This window comes from Streptomyces sp. NEAU-174, assembly GCF_052665095.1.
In genome coordinates this window covers 406003-428099 of sequence record NZ_JBQTCE010000010.1, presented here as the reverse complement: position 1 = coordinate 428099, position 22097 = coordinate 406003, and the positions used below count along the sequence as shown (strand labels likewise).

16 protein-coding genes are annotated in these 22097 nt (G+C 73.0%); 13 read left to right on the top strand and 3 right to left on the bottom strand.

Annotation, left to right across the window (positions count from 1 at the left end; translation table 11 throughout):
• Positions 1-131 precede the first annotated feature (131 nt).
• Entirely contained in the window at positions 132-956 is an 825-nt protein-coding gene (locus ACT2CW_RS28975) for an ABC transporter ATP-binding protein (RefSeq protein ID WP_037965479.1), read from the top strand.
• A 109-nt stretch (positions 957-1065) separates the two neighbouring features.
• On the opposite strand, the gene ACT2CW_RS28970 is transcribed toward ACT2CW_RS28975, so the two are convergent.
• Positions 1066-1413: a sterol-binding protein gene (locus ACT2CW_RS28970; protein ID WP_445518734.1), complete on the bottom strand. Its 348-nt coding sequence runs from the start codon at positions 1411-1413 to the stop codon at positions 1066-1068.
• A gap of 212 nt (positions 1414-1625) precedes the next feature.
• On the opposite strand from ACT2CW_RS28970, the gene ACT2CW_RS28965 reads away from it, so the two are divergent.
• From ACT2CW_RS28965 to ACT2CW_RS28940, 6 genes are all read left to right on the top strand, one after another.
• Positions 1626-1925 carry a hypothetical protein gene (locus ACT2CW_RS28965; protein ID WP_445518748.1) on the top strand — a complete coding sequence of 100 codons (300 nt, stop codon included), beginning with the start codon at positions 1626-1628 and terminating at the stop codon, positions 1923-1925.
• A gap of 30 nt (positions 1926-1955) precedes the next feature.
• Complete coding sequence (locus tag ACT2CW_RS28960) at positions 1956-2834, top strand: TlyA family RNA methyltransferase (protein WP_445518747.1); 879 nt, start codon at positions 1956-1958, stop codon at positions 2832-2834.
• A gap of 107 nt (positions 2835-2941) precedes the next feature.
• Positions 2942-3856 carry an NAD kinase gene (locus ACT2CW_RS28955; RefSeq protein ID WP_445518746.1) on the top strand — a complete coding sequence of 305 codons (915 nt, stop codon included), beginning with the start codon at positions 2942-2944 and terminating at the stop codon, positions 3854-3856.
• Positions 3857-4583: 727 nt separating this feature from the next.
• On the top strand, positions 4584-6335 hold the full coding sequence (recN, locus tag ACT2CW_RS28950; protein WP_164437091.1) for a DNA repair protein RecN: 1752 nt from the start codon (positions 4584-4586) through the stop codon (positions 6333-6335).
• A gap of 236 nt (positions 6336-6571) precedes the next feature.
• Complete coding sequence (locus ACT2CW_RS28945) at positions 6572-7732, top strand: glycosyltransferase family 4 protein (protein ID WP_445518733.1); 1161 nt, start codon at positions 6572-6574, stop codon at positions 7730-7732.
• 111 nt (positions 7733-7843) lie between these two features.
• Positions 7844-9016, top strand: a complete 1173-nt coding sequence (locus tag ACT2CW_RS28940) for a glycoside hydrolase family 64 protein (RefSeq protein WP_164436052.1) — start codon at positions 7844-7846, stop codon at positions 9014-9016.
• Between the two features lie 608 nt (positions 9017-9624).
• On the opposite strand, the gene ACT2CW_RS28935 is transcribed toward ACT2CW_RS28940, so the two are convergent.
• The gene (locus ACT2CW_RS28935) at positions 9625-11277 is read right to left on the bottom strand and encodes a PucR family transcriptional regulator (RefSeq protein WP_445518732.1); all 1653 of its coding nucleotides are present in this window, start codon (positions 11275-11277) and stop codon (positions 9625-9627) included.
• A gap of 265 nt (positions 11278-11542) precedes the next feature.
• The gene (locus ACT2CW_RS28930; protein WP_164436056.1) at positions 11543-13351 is read right to left on the bottom strand and encodes a glycoside hydrolase family 15 protein; all 1809 of its coding nucleotides are present in this window, start codon (positions 13349-13351) and stop codon (positions 11543-11545) included.
• A 420-nt stretch (positions 13352-13771) separates the two neighbouring features.
• Between ACT2CW_RS28930 and ACT2CW_RS28925 the strand changes: the two genes are divergently transcribed.
• The 6 genes from ACT2CW_RS28925 to ACT2CW_RS28900 all read left to right on the top strand — a co-directional run bounded on the left by ACT2CW_RS28925 (position 13772) and on the right by ACT2CW_RS28900 (position 22070).
• Positions 13772-15427, top strand: a complete 1656-nt coding sequence (locus tag ACT2CW_RS28925) for a CTP synthase (RefSeq protein ID WP_138911306.1) — start codon at positions 13772-13774, stop codon at positions 15425-15427.
• An 80-nt stretch (positions 15428-15507) separates the two neighbouring features.
• Positions 15508-16134, top strand: a complete 627-nt coding sequence (locus ACT2CW_RS28920; RefSeq protein ID WP_164436058.1) for an NUDIX domain-containing protein — start codon at positions 15508-15510, stop codon at positions 16132-16134.
• 190 nt (positions 16135-16324) lie between these two features.
• A complete protein-coding gene (locus ACT2CW_RS28915) occupies positions 16325-18586 on the top strand; it encodes a tetratricopeptide repeat protein (protein ID WP_445518731.1) in 2262 nt (753 codons plus the stop codon).
• A gap of 226 nt (positions 18587-18812) precedes the next feature.
• A complete protein-coding gene (gene ald, locus ACT2CW_RS28910) occupies positions 18813-19928 on the top strand; it encodes an alanine dehydrogenase (RefSeq protein WP_211834959.1) in 1116 nt (371 codons plus the stop codon).
• A 559-nt stretch (positions 19929-20487) separates the two neighbouring features.
• Positions 20488-21504, top strand: a complete 1017-nt coding sequence (locus ACT2CW_RS28905; RefSeq protein WP_020872375.1) for a ParA family protein — start codon at positions 20488-20490, stop codon at positions 21502-21504.
• A complete protein-coding gene (locus ACT2CW_RS28900; RefSeq protein WP_445518730.1) occupies positions 21489-22070 on the top strand; it encodes a hypothetical protein in 582 nt (193 codons plus the stop codon). The genes ACT2CW_RS28905 and ACT2CW_RS28900 overlap by 16 nt, the downstream gene beginning before the upstream one ends.
• Positions 22071-22097: the final 27 nt, after the last annotated feature.

The window sequence follows — 22097 nt, the reverse complement described above, 5'->3', positions numbered from 1 at the left end:
CGAGTGTGGACACGACCCGGACGGAAACTGTGGACACGACCCGGACGGAAGACGACATGGACAAGGACACCCGGCAGACCGTGGCTTCCAGCACGAGTGGCACCCAGGACCAGCGGCAGCGGCAGCGGCTCATGGCGGAGGGGCTGACCCTCGCCTACGACCGGCGCACGGTCGCCGAGGAGCTGTCCGTGACCATCCCGGACCACTCCTTCACGGTCATCGTCGGACCCAACGCCTGCGGGAAGTCGACCCTGCTGCGCGCCCTGTCCCGGATGCTCAAGCCGACGGCCGGATCGGTGCTGCTGGACGGGCAGTCGATCGGCTCGCTGCCCGCCAAGAAGGTCGCCCGCACCCTCGGGCTGCTGCCCCAGTCCTCGATCGCCCCGGACGGGATCACCGTCGCCGACCTGGTCGCCCGCGGCCGCTATCCGCACCAGGGGCTGCTGCGGCAGTGGTCGGAGACGGACGAGCGGATCGTCGACGAATCGATGGCGGCGACCGGGGTGGCGGAGCTCGCCGATCGCTATGTCGACGAATTGTCCGGCGGTCAGCGCCAGCGGGTGTGGATCGCGATGGCCATCGCCCAGCAGACCCCGCTGCTGCTCCTCGACGAGCCCACGACCTATCTGGACATCCAGCACCAGATCGATGTGCTGGACCTGTGCGCCCAGCTCCACGAGGAGCAGGGCCGCACCCTCGTCGCGGTGCTGCACGACCTGAACCACGCCGCCCGCTACGCCACCCATCTGATCGCGATGCGGGGCGGGGAGGTCGTCGCGGAGGGGGCGCCGGGGGACGTGGTCACGGCGGAGCTGGTGGAGCGGGTCTTCGGGCTGCGCTGCCAGGTGATCGACGACCCGGAGACGGGGACGCCGCTGGTCATCCCGGCCGCCCGCCGGTCCCGTACGGCACGGGTGGCGGCGCCGCTGGCGGGGGCCGCGGTGAGCGAGTCCTGAGGGGCGGCCCGGGGTGGGGGCGTCCGGAACGGAGCGGGGCTCGGGGTGGCGCTTGCCCGGGACGGGGGGCGCTTGCCCGGGACGGGGCGGAGGGGGTGGGGGCGCTTGTCTAGAGCAGCTTCCGCAGCCGCAGCAGGTCGCGCAGTCCGGCCTCGAGCTTGATCCGCCCGGCGCCCCACGCCCTTGCGAAGTGCAGGTCGCCGTCGACCAGGGCCACCAGGTCGTCGCCGGTCATCGCCAGCCGGATCTGCGCACGCTCGGCCGGGGGACCCGACTCGGTGGTCACATCCTCGATCCGGCTGTCCACGAGACGGCCGATGAAGGTGGTGTCCAGGTCGGTGATCCAGCAGCTGACCGAGCGATCGAGCGCGGCAGCGCTGCGAAGGTCCCCGTTCGCGGTCGCGAGGTTCTCCGCCAGTTTGTCGAGTGCGCTGCGGCACTGTTCCAAGGTCGCCATCGCGGACGACGTTACCGCAGGTCTCGTACGTCGGAGAACGAGGGATTCGCGGTAGCGTCGGGGCCATGAGTGAGCCGATGCCGGCCGGGTGGCCCGGCCCCCAGCCCGGCCCGGTGGCCGAGGAGGCCCGGGAGGCCGCGCCGGAGCGGGTGCCCGAAGGGTCCGAAAGGGCTGAAGGGGCCGAGGGGACCGAGGACGTCGCGCCGGAGCGGGTGGCCGAAGGGGCCGAGGGAGCCGGGGACGTCGTGCCGGAGCCGGTGCCCGAGGTCGTACCGGAGCCGCCCGGCCCCGCCGATCCGGCCCCGCTCGGCGTGGACCGTACGCCCACCGGCGTCGCCCAGGTGGACGCCCGGCTGGCCCGGCTGGCCGACGCCGACCACCTCGGGACGAGCGGACATCTGGAGGTGTACGAGGATGTCCACCAGGGCCTGCGCGACACGCTGACTGCACTCGACCGGCGGCCGCCAGGACCACCACCGCCGCCCGGCCCGCGGCCCCCGTCCGCTACGTAAACGACCTCAGGAGCTGAACCACCCGTGGCAGTGACCCGTCCACGACGCGCACGACTCGACGCGGAGCTGGTGCGCCGCAAGCTGGCGCGTTCGCGTGAGCATGCCAGCCAGCTGATCGCGGCGGGCCGGGTCACCGTCGGCGGGGCGGTGGCGACCAAACCGGCCACCCAGGTGGAGACCAGCGCGGCCGTCGTCGTGATCGAGGACGACAGCGATCCGGACTATGTCTCGCGCGGTGGCCACAAGCTGGCGGGCGCGCTGTACGCCTTCAGCGAGGAGTACCGGAAGGGCGCGGGCGCGGGGCAGGAGTCCGGGGTCCGCCCGGCCACGGGAGCCGGGGCGGGGCTGAGGGTCGCCGGGCGGCGGGCGCTGGACGCGGGCGCGTCGACTGGCGGCTTCACGGACGTCCTGCTGCGCGCGGGCGCCGCGCAGGTGCTCGCCGTGGACGTCGGCTACGGGCAGCTCGCCTGGTCGCTCCAGAGCGATGAACGCGTCAGTGTTTATGACCGTACAAACGTACGCGAGCTGACACTTGAGCGGATTGGGGGGAAACCTGTGGACCTGGTGGTCGGTGATCTCTCCTTCATTCCGCTCGGGCTCGTCCTGCCCGCCCTCGTGCGGTGCGCGGCGCCCGACGCCGATCTGGTGCTGATGGTCAAACCACAGTTCGAGGTCGGCAAGGAGCGGCTGGGCAGCGGGGGAGTGGTCCGCAGTGCCGAACTGCGCGCCGAGGCGGTGCGCACGGTGGCCGGGCGGGCGGCGGAGCTGGGACTGGGCGTGCTGGGCGTAACGGCCAGCCCGCTCCCGGGGCCGTCGGGTAACGTCGAGTACTTTTTGTGGATGCGCGCCGGGGCGCCGGCACTGGACCCGGCGGATGTTGACCGTGCAGTGGCGGAGGGGCCCAGTTGACCACTTCAGAAGCAGCGCAGCAGAAGGAAGCAGTGCCCGTGTCCGTGCCCGAGCCCGTGCCCGAGCCGGGAGCCGGGGACGGGGTGGCGGCACCGGCGGTCGAGCCGATGACGCCTGCGGCCGAGGCGACGGCGGACCGCACCGTCTTCCTCCTCGCGCACACCGGCCGCCCGGCGGCCATCCGCAGCGCCGAACTGGTCGTCCAGGGGCTGCTGCGCAGCGGAATCGGGGTACGGGTGCTCGCCGCCGAGGCGGCGGACCTGCCGCTGCCCCCCGCTGTCGAGCGCGTCGACGCGGAGCGGGACGTGCTGAACGGCTGTGAGCTGCTGGTCGTCCTCGGCGGGGACGGGACGCTGCTGCGCGGCGCGGAGTTCGCCCGGGTCTCGGGCGTGCCGATGCTCGGCGTGAACCTCGGCCGGGTCGGCTTCCTGGCCGAGGCCGAGCGGGACGATCTCGACAAGGTCGTGGACCGGGTGGTGACCCGGCAGTACGAGGTCGAGGAGCGGATGACGATCGATGTGCTGGTCCGCAACGACGGGCACATCGTGCACACGGACTGGGCGCTGAACGAGGCGTCGGTGGAGAAGGCCGCGCGGGAGCGGCTGCTCGAGGTGGTCACGGAGGTCGACAACCGCCCGGTCTCGCGGTTCGGCGGCGACGGCGTGGTCTGCGCGACCCCGACCGGCTCCACGGCCTACGCCTTCTCGGCGGGCGGGCCGGTGGTGTGGCCCGAGGTGGAGGCCCTGCTGATGGTGCCGATCAGCGCCCACGCGCTGTTCGCCAAGCCGCTGGTGACTTCGCCGAAGTCGGTGCTCGCGGTGGAGGTGCAGCCGCAGACTCCGCACGGGGTGCTGTGGTGCGACGGCCGCCGCACGGTGGAGCTTCCGGCGGGGGCGCGGGTGGAGGTGCGGCGGGGGGCGGTGCCGGTCCGGCTGGCTCGCCTGCACCACGCGTCGTTCACGGACCGCTTGGTCGCCAAGTTCGCCCTGCCGGTCGCGGGGTGGCGGGGGGCCCCGCAATAGCCCCTCGTCCGGCGGGCCGTTGCCGCCTGCGGCGGACTGTTCCCCACCCCGCCCCTTCCCGACACCTGACGATATGCGGCTCCGCCGCGTGGGGGGCTCCGCCCCAGACCCCGCTCCTCAAGCTCCCCCAGCTACCGCTGGGAGGTGCCCCCTGGAGGGGCTGGAAAGCAGGGGCGAAGCCCCTTCCAGACGGCTCCGCCGTCGTGGCCCGCCGGACACCCCGCAGCACCGCGTGAGAAGCGGGGCCGGGGGCCCTGCAACCCTGGCCTCTGCGGTGCGTGGGGAGCGGGGCCGGGGGCGTGTGCCCTGCAACTCCGGTCTTTGCGGTGCGTGGGGAGTGGGGCCGGGGGCGTGTGCCCTGCAACTCCGGTCTTTGCGGTGCGTGGGGAGCGGGGTCGCGGGTGGTGCCCTGCAAGCCCGGCCTCTGCGGTGCGTGAGGAGCGGAGTCCGGGGCGGAGGCCCGCGAACCCAGCTCCTCCGGTGGGTGACGGGCGGCCTCGGCGGGGGCGGAGGCCCGCAAACCCAGCCCCTCCGGCGATTGAGGAGCGGGGTCCGGGGCGGAGCCCCGGCCGGGGGCTGGGGGCGGAGCCCCCGGTTTCGGGGAGGGGCGGGGTGGGGGATCTTCGCCGGAGGCGGCCGTACCCCACCCCACCCCCACCCCGAGCAGATGTACGGGCAGACCCCATAAGTGGCGCCCCTTCGTCGCATCCCACCGACCAAACCTCGTATGGTCGTGCACGTGCTGGAGGAGATGCGGATACGTGCGCTGGGCGTCATCGACGACGCGGTCGTCGAGTTGTCGCCCGGCTTCACCGCGGTGACCGGTGAGACCGGCGCGGGCAAGACCATGGTCGTCACCAGCCTCGGGCTGCTGCTGGGCGGCCGCGCCGACGCCGCTCTGGTGCGGATCGGGGCCAAGGCGGCGGTCGTCGAGGGCCGCCTTACGGTCGACGCCCGCTCGGCGGCGGCCGTAAGGGCGGAGGAAGCGGGGGCCGAGCTCGACGACGGCGTGCTGCTGATCAGCCGTACGCTCTCCGCCGAAGGGCGGTCGCGCGCGCATCTGGGCGGCCGTTCCGTCCCCGTGGGCCTGCTGGGCGAGCTGGCCGACGATCTCGTGGCCGTGCACGGCCAGACCGATCAGCAGGGCCTGCTGCGGCCCGCCCGGCAGCGGCAGGCGCTGGACCGGTACGCGGGCGCCGCGGTGGCCGTGCCCCTGGAGAAGTACGCGGGGGCCTACCGCCGGCTGCGCGCCGTCTCGGCCGAGCTGGAGGAGCTCACCACGCGGGCCCGCGAGCGGGCGCAGGAGGCGGATCTGCTGCGCTTCGGCCTCGAGGAGGTCGAGGCCGCCGAGCCCCGGCCCGGGGAGGACGAGGAGCTGGCGGCCGAGGCCGAACGGCTGGGGCACGCCGAGGCCCTGGCGTCCGCCGCCGCCGCCGCGCACGCCGCCTTGGCCGGGAACCCGGAGGACCCGGAGGGCGTGGACGCGGCCACCCTGGTCGCGGGCGCCCATCGCGCCGTGGAGGCCGTACGCTCCCACGACCAGGCCCTCGCCGGGCTCGCCGACCGGATCGGCGAAATCGGCATCCTGCTCTCCGACGTGGCCGGGGACCTCGCGGGGTACGCCGACAACCTGGACGCCGACCCGATCCGTCTGTCGGCCGTCGAGGAGCGCCGCGCCGCGCTGTCCCAGCTGACCCGCAAGTACGGCGAGACCATCGCGGACGTGCTGGCGTGGGCCGAGCAGGGCGCCGCGCGGCTCGCCGAACTCGACGGCGACGACGACCGCATCGGCGAGCTGACCGCCGAGCGCGACGCGCTCCGCGCCGAACTGGGCGGGCTGGCGCAGACGCTCACCGACGCCCGTACGGAGGCGGCGGGGCGGTTCGCGGAGGCGGTCACCGCCGAGCTGGCCTCCCTGGCGATGCCGCACGCCCGGGTCACGTTCGCGATCCGCCAGACCGAGGCGGAGACGGAGGCGGACGGCATCGAGGTGGGCGGCCGCCCGGTGGTCTTCGGACCGCATGGCGCCGATGAGGTCGAGCTGCTGCTCGCGCCCCACCCGGGCGCCCCGCCCCGGCCGATCGCCAAGGGCGCCTCCGGGGGTGAGCTGTCCCGGGTGATGCTCGCGGTCGAGGTCGTCTTCGCGGGCTCCGACCCCGTACCGACATATCTCTTCGACGAGGTGGACGCGGGCGTCGGCGGTAAGGCGGCGGTCGAGGTGGGCCGCCGGCTGGCCAAGCTCGCCCGCTCCGCGCAGGTCGTGGTGGTCACCCATCTGCCGCAGGTCGCGGCCTTCGCCGACCGCCATCTGGTGGTCGAGAAGACCAACGACGGGTCGGTGACCCGAAGCGGTGTGAAGGCCATGGAGGGCGAGGACCGCGTACGGGAGCTGTCGCGGATGCTCGCGGGCCAGGAGGACTCCGAACTCGCGCGGGCGCACGCGGAAGAGCTCCTGGAGGCGGCCCGCGCGGGACGCTGACCCGCAATGCGACGCTTCACGCGGCCCTTGCGTCGCGACGCTTCCCCCGAACCTCCACGCGTCGCTCCCCCGATCCTTCACCCGAACGGGTGGTACCGCGGACGCGGGGGCGAGTTCGGGGCAGGCGTCACCTGGGAGCGTTGCGACGAGGGTTCGGCGAGTGCTGGCATCCTTGGGCGGAGCGCGTCCGCACCGCCCCCCGATCGCCCCCACACCGTCTCAGGAGCTCCGCCCGCGTGAGCAGTACCGTGAGCAACACCCCGGTCCCGCCGCACGGGCAGTCGTCGCTGCACGCGGTCCAGGTGCTGGGCGCAGGGAGTTCGGGCAGCGGAGTGCATGTGCGGTCGCTGTCGGCCGGGCTGGTGGCGCGCGGACTGCGGGTGACCGTGTGCGGGCCCTGGAGCGCCGAGCGGGGCTACGGCTTCACCCAGACCGGAGCGCGGTTCACCGGGCTCGACGCCCTGACGGACGCCGGAAGCATGGCGTCGCTGCGCAGGGCCTCCCAGGGCGCGGCGCTGGTGCACGCCCACGGGCTGCGCTCGGGGCTGCTGGCGGCCGTGGCGCTGCGCGGCCGGAACGTACCCCTGATCGTCACCTGGCACACCCGCGTGGACGCCGAGGGCGCGCGGGCCCGGCTGGTCCGGCTGATGGAGCGTCGGGTGGCCCGGGCCGCCGCGATCGTGCTCGGGGCCTCCTCGGACCTGGTGGCCCGGGCCCGGGCCCGCGGCGCGCGCGACGCCCGGCTGGCCCCGGTCGCGGTGCCCGCCCCGCGGCGGCCGCCGGAGACCGCCGACGGCCGCCGCCAGAAGGCGCGGGCCGAACTGGGCGTGGTGGAGCGGCCGTTGCTGGTCACGGCGGGGCGGCTGGAGGCGATGGCCGGACACGGCCCGCTGCTGGACGCGGCGCGCCGCTGGCGGCTGCTGGATCCGCGGCCGCTGCTGGTGGTGGCGGGGGAGGGGCCGGACCGTGCGGTGCTCCAGCACCGGATCGACATCGAGGGGCTGCCGGTGCGGCTGCTCGGCCGCCGCGAGGATGTGCCGCAGCTGCTCTCCGCGGCCGATGTCGCGGTGCTCTCCAGCCGCTGGGAGGCCCGGTCGCTGCTGGCCCAGGAGGCGCTGCACGCGGGGGTGCCCCTGGTGGCCACGGCGGTCGGCGGGGTGCCGGAGCTGGTGGGGGAGGCGGCCGAACTCGTCCCGTACGGCGACCCCGAGGCCCTGGCCGAGGCCGTGACCGGGCTGCTCGCCGATCCGGTGCGCCGGGTGGAGCTCGCGGAGGCGGGGCGGGCGCGGACGGCGGGCTGGCCGACGGAGGACGACACCGTCGCCCATGTCCTCAGCGTCTACGATGAGTTGGTGCAGACCTTTCTGCGTGAAGGGGTTGACGGGCCCGGCCGTTGATCGGCAGGGTGCTGGGCAGAGGAACGAGAGAGCGCTCCCAATTACGCGCCTCCCGTCACCCCCCACGCCATTTTCCCGGCAACCCCCACTACGCCGAGGAGCACCATCATCATGATCAGTCGCAGGAAGCTGCTGGGTGGAATCGCCGCCTCCGCCGCCGCCGCGGGAACAGGCCTCGCGTTCGCCGGCAGCCGTGCCAGCGGAGCACCGGGCGCCAAGGCCGCCGCCTCCCTGCCCCTGACCGTCGTGAACAAGACGGGGCAGTACGACAACGGGTCGGTATGGCTCTACATCGTCGGCAACGAGGGCGACCGGCAGGTCCACGTCACCCCGGACGGCAACATCGCACCCGTCGCGCTCTCCGACAACGGCTCGGACGGCTTCACCGACTACGCGATACCGCTGGCCGGAAGCGGCGAGACCAAGCTGAACCTGCCGCAGATGTCCGGCCGGATCTATGTGGCGCTCGGTTCCAAGCTCAAGCTCAAGGTGGTCGAGGACGGGGCGGGCAAGGCCGCGCTCCAGTACCCGGCGGGCTGGGTGTCCGGCGACCCGAACTACGACATCATGCACGACTGCGCGGAGTTCACGTACAACTCCTCCGGCATGTTCTGCAACACCACCATGGTGGACATGTTCAGCGTCCCGCTGTCGATCCACCTCACCGGCGCCCAGGACCAGACGACCGGCACCCTCAAGGACGGCGCCCGCGCCAAGATCTTCTCCGACCTCGCCGGTGTCGACGCCTTCAAGAAGCTGATCGTCGGCGACAATCTGCGGGTGATCGCTCCCGGTCATGGGATGGGCGCGGGGGTGTTCGCGGAGGACTACTTCGCGTCGTACATCGACCAGGTCTGGGACGCCTACGGTTCGAAGGACCTCAAGGTCACCACGAACGCGGGCACCTTCACCGGCCGGGTGAGCGGCGGGAAGTTCTCCTTCACCGGTCCGGCCTCGGTCTCCTTCGACAAGCCCTCCACCAAGGACGTGCTGTTCTGCGACGGTGCCCTGGCCGCGCCCAACGACGGGACCACGGGGCCGGTCGCGGCGATCCTGGGCGCGGGCTTCAACCGCACCACGCTGCACAATGCCGACGCGCAGCCGACGACCGATCCGGCCGCCTTCTACGGTGAGGACGTCACCAATCACTACGCCAAGGCGATGCACGCGGCGACGGAGGACGGCAAGGCGTATGGCTTCGCCTTCGACGATGTGGCCGAGTTCGCGTCCTACATCCAGGACACGGCGCCGAAGGGGATCACGCTCACGCTGACTCCGTTCTAGGGGGGGTGTGCGGCGGGGCTTGGCGCCTGCGGCGGGCTGTTTCCCCTCCCCGCCCCTTCCCGCAACTGGGGCTCCGCCCCAGACCCCGGCCGCGCCGCGGGTGGCGCGGCCGGCGCCCTGGCCAGTGCTCGTCGCCCCCCGGGGTCCAGGGGCGATGCGCCTGCCACGTGGCGGAGCCGCATATCGACAATGCCGCGGGAAGGGCGTGGCGGCCAAAGTGTCGATATGCGGTTCCGCCGCACGGCCCGCCGAGCGCCCCGTAGGCCGTCCGGCGGACCGGTCTTCGCGCCCGAGCCATCAGCGGCCGCGAGGCCCGCGACGTCTGGTGCGAGAGGCGCCTCCCGGAGGTGTCCGGGGACACCGCGCCGGGGGTCGCGGGCCGCGAAGATCCGCCGGGCCGGGTCCGGGCCGGGCTCGGCGCAGGTTCGCCGGGCGGGTAGGTGTTCGCGCGCGCACTGCGAGGGCTGCGCGGCGGACGGTGAGGGAGCCACTCCCCGCCCGGCGGCACGGGGGGACGCCGGGCGGGGGCCCGGGGAGGCGGGGCGGGCCGCGGCCGCGTCGGGCGGGGCGGGTCGTATCCGCGTCGGGCGGGGTGGGCCGCTGTCGTGTCAGCGGACGTGGCGGCGGGCTTGGAGGGCCACCCCAAGGGCGAGCACCGTCTGGGGGTCCTCCAGATCGCTGCCCAGCAGCGACGCGATCCGGGCCAGCCGGTCGTACAGCGTCTGGCGGTTGAGGTGCAGTGCGCGGGCCGTCTCCGCCTTGCGTCCCGCATGCCGCAGATACGTCTCCAGCGTCGGTACCAGCGGCGGGCGGGCGGTGCGGTCATGGGCCAGCAGTGGACCGATCACCCGGTCCACGAAGGCGGCCAGATCGCCGTGCTCGCGCAGTCGCCACAGCAATAGGTCGACATCCAGGCTGCGTACGTCGTACCAGCCCCGGTCGGGCGGCGATCCGCAGGCCGCGTTGGCCGCCTCCGCCGCATGCCGCAGCTCGGTCCCGGCCGCGTCCCAGCCGACCGCGAGCCCGGCGACCACTACCGGCGGCCGGGCGCCGGCCCGGTCCGGCCAGGCCCGTTCCACCCCGGCCCGCAGCGCCGCCGCGATCCGCTCGGCCACCGCGCTCCGCTCGCTCGCGTCGCGCAGCCCCGCCAGCAGCGGAACCCGCCCCTCCGGAAGCCGTACGCCGAGCAGCACCGGCACCCCGACCCCGGCCAGCTCCTCCTGCACGGCGTGGGCCAGCGCCGCCCAGCTCTCGCCGCCACCGGCCAGCGGCCGCGGATCCTCCGCCAGCCGCGTCACCACCGGCAGCAGCGGCCCGCCCGGACCCGGCCGGAATCCCAGCACCCGGGCCTGGGCCGGGGCGTCCGACGCCTCGATCCGCCCCTCGGCGAGCTCGGTGAGGAAGTCCCCGCGCCCGCGCGCCGCCAGCTCCTCCTCCTGACGCGCCCGCAGCAGCACCACCGCCAGCAGATCCGCCGTCCGCTCGGCGGCGATCCGGTGCACCGGGCCCAGCGGCCCGGCCACCGGAAGGACGGTCAGCCGCGCCCGTACGGCACCGGGGCCGGGCCCGCCGCCCGGGATGTCCGCGATCACGCTGCCCGCCGGCGGCTCGGGCCGCTCGGCCGCGCGCGGCGCCCGCAGCCCCTCCCACACCTGGAGCGGATCGGCGGCGCCCGCGGGGGCCGTACCGCCCGGCCCCGCCGCGTACAGCAGCTGTCCTTCGGGGGTCTCCAGGAAGACCGGATTGGCCGCGAAGGCGGCGAAGTGGCGCAGGATCTCCGGCACCCCGCCGCCGCGCAGCAGCACCTCGGTGGCCTGCCGGTGCACCACATCGGCCTGGCGCAGCAGGGCGTAGTGCTCATTGACGATCTCGGTGTGGATCTCCTCGGTGACCGTGACGAACGGCACCTCGCGATGGAGCTGCACCAGCGGCAGCCCGCAGGAGCGCGCGGTGTCCACGACCGGCCCCGGCAGGGTGCGGAACCGGGCGCCCAGCTCCACCACCAGCGCCGCGATGCCCCGCTCGGCGAGCCGGCGGACGAAGGCGCGCTGCTCGGCGGGGCGCGGGCCGACCCCGAGACCGGTGGTCAGCAGCAGCTCACCGCCCTTGAGCAGCGCGGCGATGTTCGGCGCCTCGCCCGCGTGCACCCAGCGCACCGGGCGGTCAAGCAGCTCCTGCCCGGACACCACCTCGGGGAGCCCGCGGCGCAGGGCGGGAAGGCCGAGGGCCCGCGCCACGGTGATCGTTCCCTGTGGTTCCATGCCGCAACGCTAAGCGCTCCGCGGGAAGTGCCGCGACGTGCGGTCGTTCGTCTGCGGCTGCGTCGTGGCTGGTCACGCCCGCGCGGCGGAGCCGCACATCGACACAGTCCCGCGCCCCTTCGGGCCGCTCAGCCGCCCGTTCGATGCCCCGCCTCGACCCGCCTCGCCCCGCCTGGGCCCGCCCGGCGGACGCCGCCCAGCGGACGCCGCCCGGCGGGCAGAGCCCGGATGTGGGGGCCCGGGCCCCCAGGGCCCGGGCCGGGGGTCAGCCTCCGTACGCGCCGGACGCCGTCAGCCGCAGCGCGGTGTCGATCAGCGGCACATGGCTGAACGCCTGCGGGAAGTTGCCCACCAGACGCTGGTTGTGCGAGTCCCACTCCTCGGACAGCAGCCCGAGGTCGTTGCGGAGCGCGAGCAGCTTCTCGAAGAGCTTCCGGGCCTCGTCCACCCGGCCGATCATCGCCAGGTCGTCGGCGAGCCAGAACGAGCAGGCCAGGAAGGCCCCTTCGTCGCCCTCGAGACCGTCCACCCCGGCGTCCTCGCCCGCGGTGGGGTAGCGCATCACGAAGCCGTCCTCGGTCGACAGCTCCCGCTGGATCGCCTCGATGGTGCCGATGACCCGCTTGTCGTCCGGGGGTAGGAAGCCCATCTGCGGGATGAGCAGCAGCGAGGCGTCCAGCTCCTTGGAGCCGTAGGACTGGGTGAAGGTGTTGCGCTCCGCGTCGTAACCCTTCTCGCAGACCTCCCGGTGGATCTCGTCGCGCAGCTCCCGCCAGCGCTCCAACGGCCCGTCCACATCGCCGGATTCGATCAGCTTGACGGTGCGGTCGACCGCGACCCAGGCCATCACCTTGGAGTGCACGAAGTGGCGGCGCGGCCCGCGCACCTCCCAGATGCCCTCGTCCGGCTCGTCCCAGTGCTCCTCGAGGTAGCGGATCAGCTTCAGCTGGAGCACGCTCGCGTAGTCGTTGCGCGCCAGGCCCGTCATATGGGCCAGGTGCAGCGCCTCGGTGACCTCGCCGTAGACATCCAGCTGGACCTGGCCCGCCGCGCCGTTGCCGATCCGGACCGGCTGGGAGTTCTCGAAGCCGGGCAGCCAGGTCAGCTCGGCCTCGGACAACTCCCGCTCGCCCGCGATGCCGTACATGATCTGGAGGTTCTCCGGGTCGCCCGCGACCGCGCGGAGCAGCCATTCGCGCCAGGCGCGGGCCTCCTCGCGGTAGCCGGTGCGCAGCAGCGAGGAGAGGGTGATCGCCGCGTCCCGCAGCCAGGTGAAGCGGTAGTCCCAGTTCCGGACGCCGCCGATCTCCTCGGGCAGCGAGGTGGTGGGCGCCGCGACGATGCCGCCGGTGGGGGCGTAGGTCAGCGCCTTGAGCGTGATCAGCGAGCGGACCACCGCGTCCCGGTAGGGGCCGTGGTACGTGCAGTGCTCGACCCACTCCCGCCAGAACGCCTCGGTGGCCTCCAGCGCGCCCTCCGGCTCGGGCAGGGCGGGCGGTTCGCGGTGCGAGGGCTGCCAGCTGATGGTGAAGGCGAGCCGGTCGCCGGGGCCCACCGTGAAGTCCGAGTAGGTGGTGAGGTCCTTGCCGTAGGTGTCGGCCTCGGTGTCCAGCCAGACCGAGTCCGGTCCCGCGACGGCGACGGTACGGCCGTCCACCCGGTGCACCCAGGGCACGACCCAGCCGTAGGAGAACCGCATCCGCAGCGCGGAGCGCATCGGCACCCGGCCGCTGACCCCCTCGACGATCCGCACCAGTTGCGGGGCGCCGTCACGGGGCGGCATGAAGTCGATCACACGGACCGTGCCGCGCGGAGTGTCCCACTCCGACTCCAGGACCAGGGAGTCGCCGCGGTAGCGGCGGCGGTCGGCGGCGGTCGGCGGGCTCCCCGCGGGAACGGCCGGCCCCAGTCGCCAGAAGCCGTGTTCCTCCGTGCCCAGCAGACCGGCGAAGACGGCATGGGAGTCGAACCGCGGCAGGCACAGCCAATCGACCGTCCCGTCTCTACAGACGAGGGCGGCGGTCTGCATATCACCAATCAGTGCGTAATCCTCGATACGCCCGGCCACGTGCATTCCCCATTCGAACGGCCGTATCGCCCCGGAGGGCGTGTCCTACGGTCTCGGAAAATTCTGACGAGCTCTTGTTCCGGGGGCGTGCTGGTGGTGCCGTGCCGGGGTGGCTCGCATGCGTGCGTCCGATGAGGATACGACGGACAACGATGATCCGCTTGAGCCCGTCCACATCGTGGCTCGCATCTCACGGCCGATCGGGTGGCCAGGTCACGCATGGTGTTCGGGCGGTTGCGCAGACCGAACGCGGGAACCAGGTCAGCAACGACCGCTCCGGGGCGCTGATACCCTGGTAGCCCGTGGAGCGGCGGGCACCAAACCCCCGAACCTCAGCGGCGGCGCCCCCGGACCCCGGAGCGGCTGCCGTACGCACCCTCACGACGCGACCACGGGAGCCCCCTCTTGGCCATTGCCGCTAAGCCCATGACGACCAAGCACCTCTTCGTCACCGGGGGTGTCGCCTCCTCACTCGGCAAGGGTCTTACCGCCTCCAGTCTGGGGGCGCTGCTGAAGGCGCGCGGTCTGCGCGTCACCATGCAGAAGCTTGATCCGTATCTGAATGTCGACCCGGGCACGATGAACCCCTTCCAGCACGGCGAGGTGTTCGTCACCAACGACGGCGCCGAGACCGATCTGGACATCGGCCACTACGAGCGCTTTCTCGACGTCGACCTCGACGGCTCGGCCAATGTGACCACCGGACAGGTCTACTCCACCGTAATCGCCAAGGAGCGGCGCGGTGAGTACCTCGGGGACACGGTGCAGGTCATCCCGCACATCACCAATGAGATCAAGCACCGCATCCGGCGCATGGCCACCGATGACGTGGACGTCGTCATCACCGAGGTCGGCGGCACCGTCGGCGACATCGAGTCGCTGCCCTTCCTGGAGGCCGTCCGCCAGGTCCGGCACGAGGTCGGCCGGGACAACGTGTTTGTGGTGCACATCTCCCTGCTGCCCTACATCGGCCCGTCCGGCGAGCTGAAGACCAAGCCCACCCAGCACTCGGTGGCCGCGCTGCGCAATATCGGTATCCAGCCGGACGCGATCGTGCTGCGAGCCGACCGCGAGGTCCCCACCTCCATCAAGCGCAAGGTCTCGCTGATGTGTGACGTGGACGACGCCGCCGTGGTCGCCGCCATCGACGCCAAGTCGATCTACGACATCCCCAAGGTGCTGCACTCCGAGGGCCTGGACGCCTATGTCGTCCGCAAGCTGGACCTGCCCTTCCGCGACGTGGACTGGACCCAGTGGGACGACCTGCTGAAGCGGGTCCACGAGCCCGACCACGAGGTCACCGTGGCGCTCGTCGGCAAGTACATCGACCTGCCCGACGCCTATCTCTCCGTCACCGAGGCGCTGCGCGCCGGCGGCTTCGCCAACAACGCCCGTGTGAAGATCAAGTGGGTCACCTCCGACGACTGCAAGACGGCGGCCGGCGCCCGGGAGCAGCTCGACGGCGTGGACGCGGTCTGCATCCCCGGCGGCTTCGGCGACCGCGGTGTCATCGGTAAGGTCGGCGCGATCACCTACGCCCGGGAGAACAAGATCCCGGTGCTGGGCCTCTGCCTGGGGCTCCAGTGCATCGTCATCGAGGCCGCGCGCAACCTCGCGGGCATCGAGGGCGCCAACTCCACCGAGTTCGAGCCCGCCACCACCGACCCGGTGATCTCCACCATGGCCGAGCAGCTCGACATCGTCGCGGGCGAGGGCGACATGGGCGGCACCATGCGGCTGGGCATGTACCCGGCCAAGCTGGCCGAGGGCTCGATCGTCCGCGAGGTCTACGACAACCAGCCGTACGTCGAGGAGCGCCACCGCCACCGCTACGAGGTCAACAACTCCTACCGCGGTGAGCTGGAGAAGAAGGCCGGGATCGTCTTCTCCGGCACCTCCCCGGACAACAAGCTGGTGGAGTACGTGGAGTACCCGCGCGAGGTCCACCCCTATCTGGTCGGCACCCAGGCCCACCCCGAGCTGCGCTCCCGCCCGACCCGTCCGCACCCGCTCTTCGCGGGCCTGGTGAAGGCGGCGGTCGAGCGACAGGTGGCAGCTCAGACGCCTGGCGCACGGGCCTGACCGTTACGGTTGGCAGGGGCGGGCGGCCGGCGCGGCCCACCGCCCCGTCAACCGCACGCGGAAAGGACGCTGAGGCAAGCATGCCCATCCAGGACACTCCCGAGGAATGGCCGGTCACCGCCACCACCACGCCGTTCACCGGCAACAAGACGAGCGTGCGCACGGACGAGGTGGAGATGCCCGACGGGAGTCGGGTCAAGCGCGACTACCAGGTCCACCCCGGCTCCGTCGCCGTCCTCGCCCTGGACCGGGACGAGCGCGTGCTGGTGCTGCGGCAGTACCGGCACCCGGTCCGCCAGCGGCTGTGGGAGATCCCGGCCGGTCTCCTGGACGTCCCCGGTGAGAACCCGCTGCACGCCGCCCAGCGGGAGCTGTACGAGGAGGCGCACGTCAAGGCCGAGGACTGGCGGGTCCTCATCGACCTCTACACCTCGCCCGGCGGCTGTGACGAGGCCGTACGGATCTTCCTGGCCCGGGAGATCTCCGTGGCCGAGGGCGAGCGGTTCGAGGTCTCCGAGGAGGAGGCCGACATGGAGCTCGCCCGGGTGTCCCTGGAGGAGCTGGTGCGCGGCGCCCTCGCGGGCGAGCTGCACAACAACTGCCTCGCGACGGGCGCGCTGGCCCTGCGGGCGGCGCTCTCCGGCGACGGCATCGACGCCCTCCGGCCCGCCGACGCCTCCTGGCCGGCCAGGCCCTTCGACGCCTGAGCCACTGATGGGGGCGCGTGGGCCCACCCACTGAGGGGGCGCATGGGCCCCGCTCGGCCTCGGTGAAGATCCGATGGAGTGATTTTCGGTCCGTGCTGTGGGCCGCGAGTACCGGGTACCTGACGCGGAGTGAACTACGCTCATAGTGAGCCGAAGGGGCTCGTACGCGCAGGTGGACGGGAGTGGGCCCGTGGCGGAGCAGGCGGTCGACACCGATGGGGAGCCGGCGGCCCCAGGGAAGCGGCAGCCGCCGCCCGCCGCGTCCGCTTCAGCCGCCTCGTCCGCCCCCGGCCGTCCGCCGGAAGCCGCTCCCGGCCGTCGGGAATCGGCTCCCGGCCGTCCGCCCAAGGACGAGACCTCATCCTCCGACACCCCGCCGCGGCAGCGGCGCTCCACCACGGACGCCCAGGACGGCGGGGTGTGGAGCGGGGCCACCCGATCCGTGCTGTTCGCGGCTGCCGCCTCCGTGGGGCGGGGGTTCGCCGGGCGGCGGCGGGAGCTGCTCTCCCTGCGGGCCGATATCGAGCGCGCGGGCCTGGACACCCTCGCCGGCCGTAAGGCCGCCCGCAGCCGGGTGCTGCTGATCGCGGGCCGCCCCGGCTGGGGCCGTACGGCGCTGGCCGAGGAGCTCGCCCGGCGGCTCGCCGACGACTACCCCGACGGGGTGCTGAGCGCCCGGCTGACCACCTCCGCCGGCGACCCCGTGCCCACCGAGCGCACCGCCCGTGAGCTGCTCGGACGGCTCGGCGTGAGCGCCCCGCCGGGCGCCGACGAGGACGATCTGAGCGAGGCGCTGCGCGCGGCCCTCGACGGCAAGCGGGTGCTGCTGCTGCTCGACGACGTGGCCGGGGCCGAGCAGGTGGACGCGCTGCTGCCCGACGAGCCCGACTGCCTGGTGGTCGCCGTCTCGCGCGGCCCGCTGACCGGGGTGCCGGATGTGCGGCCGTGCACGGTGGGCGGGCTGGATGTGAGCGCGGCGGTCGGGCTGCTGGCGCAGTACACCGGTCCCACCCGGATCACCTGCGATCCGGTGGCCGCGCAGTCCCTGGTCGAGGAGTGCGCGGGCCAGCCCGCGGCGCTCGTCCTGGTCGGCGGCTGGCTCGCCGCCCGCCCCCAGGCGTCGGTGGCCGACGCCCTGGCCCGGCTGTGCGAACTGCCGCCGGACGAGGGCGACCTCGACCACGGCGCCCGTCCGCTGACCCGCGCCTTCCGGCTGGCCTACGCCGCGCTGCCGTCCGCCGCCGCCCGGATGCTGCGGCTGCTGGTGATGGCGCCCGGCGGATTGGTCGACGCCCAGATCGCCTCCGCGCTGGCCGGCTGCTCGGTGGCGGACGGCGAGGCGGCGCTGGAGGGCTTCGCCGCGTACGGGATGCTGCGCCCGCGCGGCACCGGCCGCTACCTGGTGCCGGGCTGTCTCGATCCGCTGCTGCGGGAGCGGCTGGCGGCCGAGGAGCGCCCGGCCGAGGTGGAGCTGGCGCGGGCGCGGATGCTGGAGCGTGCCGTACGGCAGCTGCACGCGTGCCGGCTGGCCGCCGAGCCCGCCGGTTCGCCGGGCCGGAAAAAACTGGCCGGGATGCCGAAGCCGCTGCGGTTTTCGTCGTCGGCGGAGGCGTCCGGCTGGCTGGAGGAGCGGCTGCCCACGCTGATCGAGGCCGCCCGGATGGCCGTGGAGACCGGCCAACTCGACACCCTGGCACGGCGGTTGGTGGCCGCGCTGACCCATGCCCTGACCGCCCACCGGGGCTTCGAGGGCGCCGCGGTGGAGCTGTACGGGCTCCATCAGCTGGTGCTGGACGTGGCCCGGCGGCGTGATCTGCCGGCGGAGCGGGCCGCCGCGCTGCTCAACCTCGGCGATCTGGACGGCGGGGCGGGCCGGGTGGACAAGGCGCTCACCCGCTACAAGAGCGCCCTGGAGGCCGCCCGCGCCTCGGGTGATCCGTATACGACCGGGCGTGCGCTGGAGTCGATCGGCGCCACCTATCAGGCGCTGGAGGACTGGCACCGGGCGGCCGACTGGTTCGGACGCGCCCTGGAACTGCGGCTCAGCCGCCGCGACACCCCCGCCGCGGCCCGGCTGTACGCACGGCTCGGCACCGTCCACGGCTACGCCGGGCGGTGGGGCGAGGCGCTGCGCGACTGGCGTGCCGCCGCGGCCGCCTGCCGCCGGGCGGGCGACCAGGCGGGGTACGCCCGGGCGCTCAGCGGCACCGCGGGCGCCCAGGAGCGCTCGGGGCGGCCGAGGGAGGCGCTGCGCACCTGGGCGGAGACCGCCGCGGCCGCCCGGACCTGCGGTGACGCCGGGCTGCACGCCGAGCTGGCGGGCCATGCGGCGGACGCGATGGACCGGCTCGGCGGGGACCCCGCGGTGGCGCGGTCGCTGCGGCGCACCGCCCGGAGGATCGAGGCGGGCGAGGCGGAAGACACGGGTCCGTCACCTCAGAGTGGGGGCTGAAACCCTGCCGACCTACGAAATCAGTAGTGGTCTTCCAAAAGATTGATGCATTGCAAGGCTAGACAGCGCGACGTCCTTCATTAGACTGGCTGCACCGCGATTGTTGCGGTCGTCTCCGGCATGCGGACGCATGCGCCGGTTTGCCTGTCTATGGTCGATGGTGTATCGGTCCATGACCGGCTATGGCGATATGTTCCTTTCCCCCCATTCAAGGACCGTGATCGACGTGAAGGTCGGTATCCCCCGCGAGGTCAAGAACAACGAGTTCCGTGTGGCCATCACCCCCGCCGGTGTGCACGAGCTGGTCCGAGGCGGCCATGAGGTCGTCATCGAGCGGAGTGCGGGCCTCGGCTCGTCCATCACGGACGAGGAGTACACCGCCGCCGGTGCGCGCATCCTCGGCACCGCCGACGAGGTCTGGGCCACCGCCGACCTGCTGCTGAAGGTCAAGGAGCCCATCGCGGAGGAATACCACCGGCTGCGCAAGGGCCAGACGCTCTTCACCTATCTGCACCTGGCCGCCTCCCGGGCCTGCACCGACGCGCTGCTGGAGTCCGGCACCACGGCCATCGCCTACGAGACCGTCGAGACCGCGAACCGCGCCCTGCCGCTGCTCGCGCCGATGTCCGAGGTCGCGGGCCGGATCGCGCCGCAGGTCGGCGCGTACCACCTGATGCGCTCGGCCGGCGGCCGCGGTGTGCTGCCCGGCGGGGTGCCGGGCGTGGCCGCCGGGCGGGCCGTGGTCATCGGCGGCGGGGTCTCCGGGTGGAACGCCGCCCAGATCGCCATCGGCATGGGCTTCCACGTCACCCTGCTCGACAAGGACATCAACAAGCTGCGCGAGGCCGACCGGATCTTCGGCAACCGGGTGCAGACCATCGCCTCCAACGCCTATGAGCTGGAGAAGGCCGTCCTCGAGGCCGACCTGGTCATCGGCGCGGTGCTCATCCCGGGCGCCAAGGCGCCCAAGCTGGTCACCAACGAGCTGGTGTCCCGGATGAAGCCGGGAAGTGTCCTTGTCGACATCGCGATCGACCAGGGCGGCTGCTTCGAGGACTCCCGTCCCACCACCCACGCCGAGCCGACCTTCGAGGTCCACAACTCGGTCTTCTACTGCGTGGCCAACATGCCCGGCGCGGTGCCGAACACCTCCACCCACGCGCTCACCAACGCCACGCTCCCGTACATCGTGGAGCTGGCCAACCGCGGCTGGCGGGACGCGCTGCGCCGGGACGCCGCGCTGGCCAAGGGGCTCAACACCCATGAGGGTCAGGTCGTCTACGGCCCGGTCGCCGAGGCCCATGACCTGCCCGTCGTCGAACTGGGCTCGCTCATCGGCTGAATGGCGCCCGGGTTCCCCGGACCCGGCCGCCGGGGCCCGTCAACCCCGGTTGCCGGACGGTCAACCCGGACCGTCAACCACATGTCAACACCGGGCATCCGGCCGGGTCTTGTCGAAGGACGAGACCCGGCCGAAGGCGTGTCCGCTGTGCCCCGGATCGCGCGCGGACCACCGCTCGATCAACTCGCCCTAAATGCAACTATTCAGACGCTTTATGCGGCGGTGAAATCTCCTTGGCACCGTTCACACGCCCTTGACATCGGGGTGTTCGATTGCCGACACATCGTGCCGTGTCCGGTGGATTGTGTTGCTGCGGACCGGTGACACGCCATAGAGTCGCCAACCGTCGGCATGGTGTCACGCTGACCTATAGAGAAATTTCCTGGTCACCAAGGAGGTAGGACGACTTGTGAATGAGTCGACATTTTCTCCCGGGGGTGGTCAACCAGGACCGGCTGCGCGGGGCCAGGGTCCCTCGGGGCTCGAGGCTGTCGGCTCCGTCGCTGTCCGTACCTTCGCAACCCGCCAGAGCCCGACGACAGCCCACCAGAGCCACAGCATGGACGGCCATCACGTGAACGCCATGGCCGGCGACCAGGGGGGCACGGATCCCGCCCGCTTCGCCGACTACGACGACCTCCCCGACGGGCACTTCTACGACCCGGACGCGGAGTACGAGCCAGACCCCGAATACGCGGCCACGCTCGCGCCCGACGCTGCCCGCCAGCGCCGCGAGCGGATCGGTCCCACCGGGCGTCCGCTGCCGTACTTCCCGATCCCGGGGCCGCTGACCGACCACGGTCCCGCGAAGATCATCGCGATGTGCAACCAGAAGGGCGGGGTCGGCAAGACCACCTCCACCATCAACCTGGGCGCGGCCCTGGCCGAGTACGGCCGCCGGGTCCTGCTCGTCGACTTCGACCCGCAGGGCGCCCTGTCGGTCGGCCTCGGGGTCAACCCGATGGAGCTCGACCTCACGGTCTACAACCTGCTCATGGAGCGGGGCATGTCGGCCGACGAGGTGCTGCTGAAGACGGCCGTGCCCAACATGGACCTGCTGCCCAGCAATATCGACTTGTCGGCCGCCGAGGTGCAGCTGGTGAGCGAGGTCGCCCGGGAGTCGACCCTCCAGCGCGCGCTCAAGCCGCTGATGGCCGACTACGACTACATCGTCATCGACTGCCAGCCCTCGCTCGGTCTGCTCACCGTCAACGCGCTGACCGCCGCGCACAAGGTGATCGTGCCGCTGGAGTGCGAGTTCTTCGCGCTGCGCGGTGTGGCGTTGCTCACGGAGACGATCGAGAAGGTCCAGGAGCGGCTCAACCCCGACCTGGAGCTGGACGGCATCCTCGCCACGATGTACGACTCGCGCACCGTGCACAGCCGTGAGGTCCTCGCCCGCGTGGTCGAGGCGTTCGACGATCACGTCTACCACACGGTCATCGGCCGTACGGTCCGCTTCCCCGAGACCACGGTCGCGGGCGAGCCGATCACCACGTACGCGTCCAACTCCGTCGGTGCCGCCGCCTATCGCCAGCTCGCCAGGGAGGTGCTCGCCCGGTGTCACGCCGAGTGAGTCTGCCGGGAGCCGACGAACTGTTCCGCACCACGGGAGGGATGGGCCTCCAGTCCTCCACTCCCGCCGCCGGGCGCCGCCAGGCGAACGGCGAGGGCCCACGGGTGCCCCCACCCGCCGCCGAACCCGACGCGGGCGCCGAGCCGCGCGAAGGGCAGGAGCAGCGCGCGGACGGTGAGCAGTCCGGCGCGGGCGAACACACGGGACGGGAGGCGGCCTCCCAGGACGCGGTCGGCGAGCGGCGCCCCGCCGCCGGGGACCGGGCCAAGGGCCGTCAGACCCAGGGCGGTTCGGCCGCGGCCGAGCAGAACGGCCCGGCCCGCCGCCGCGCCCGTGCGGCGAACCGCAGGCCCAGCGGGCGCGAGCGCCACGACGAGAAGATCACGGTCTATGTCTCCGCCGAGGAGCTGATGGACCTCGAGCACGCGCGTCTGGTGCTCCGCGGCGAGCACGGGCTCGCCGTCGACCGCGGCCGGATCGTCCGCGAGGCGGTCGCGGTCGTCCTCGCCGACCTCGAGTCGCGCGGCGACGCGAGCATCCTGGTGCGCCGCCTCCGCGGCCGTTGACCGGGCCGGGCGATAGCCTGCCCGGTC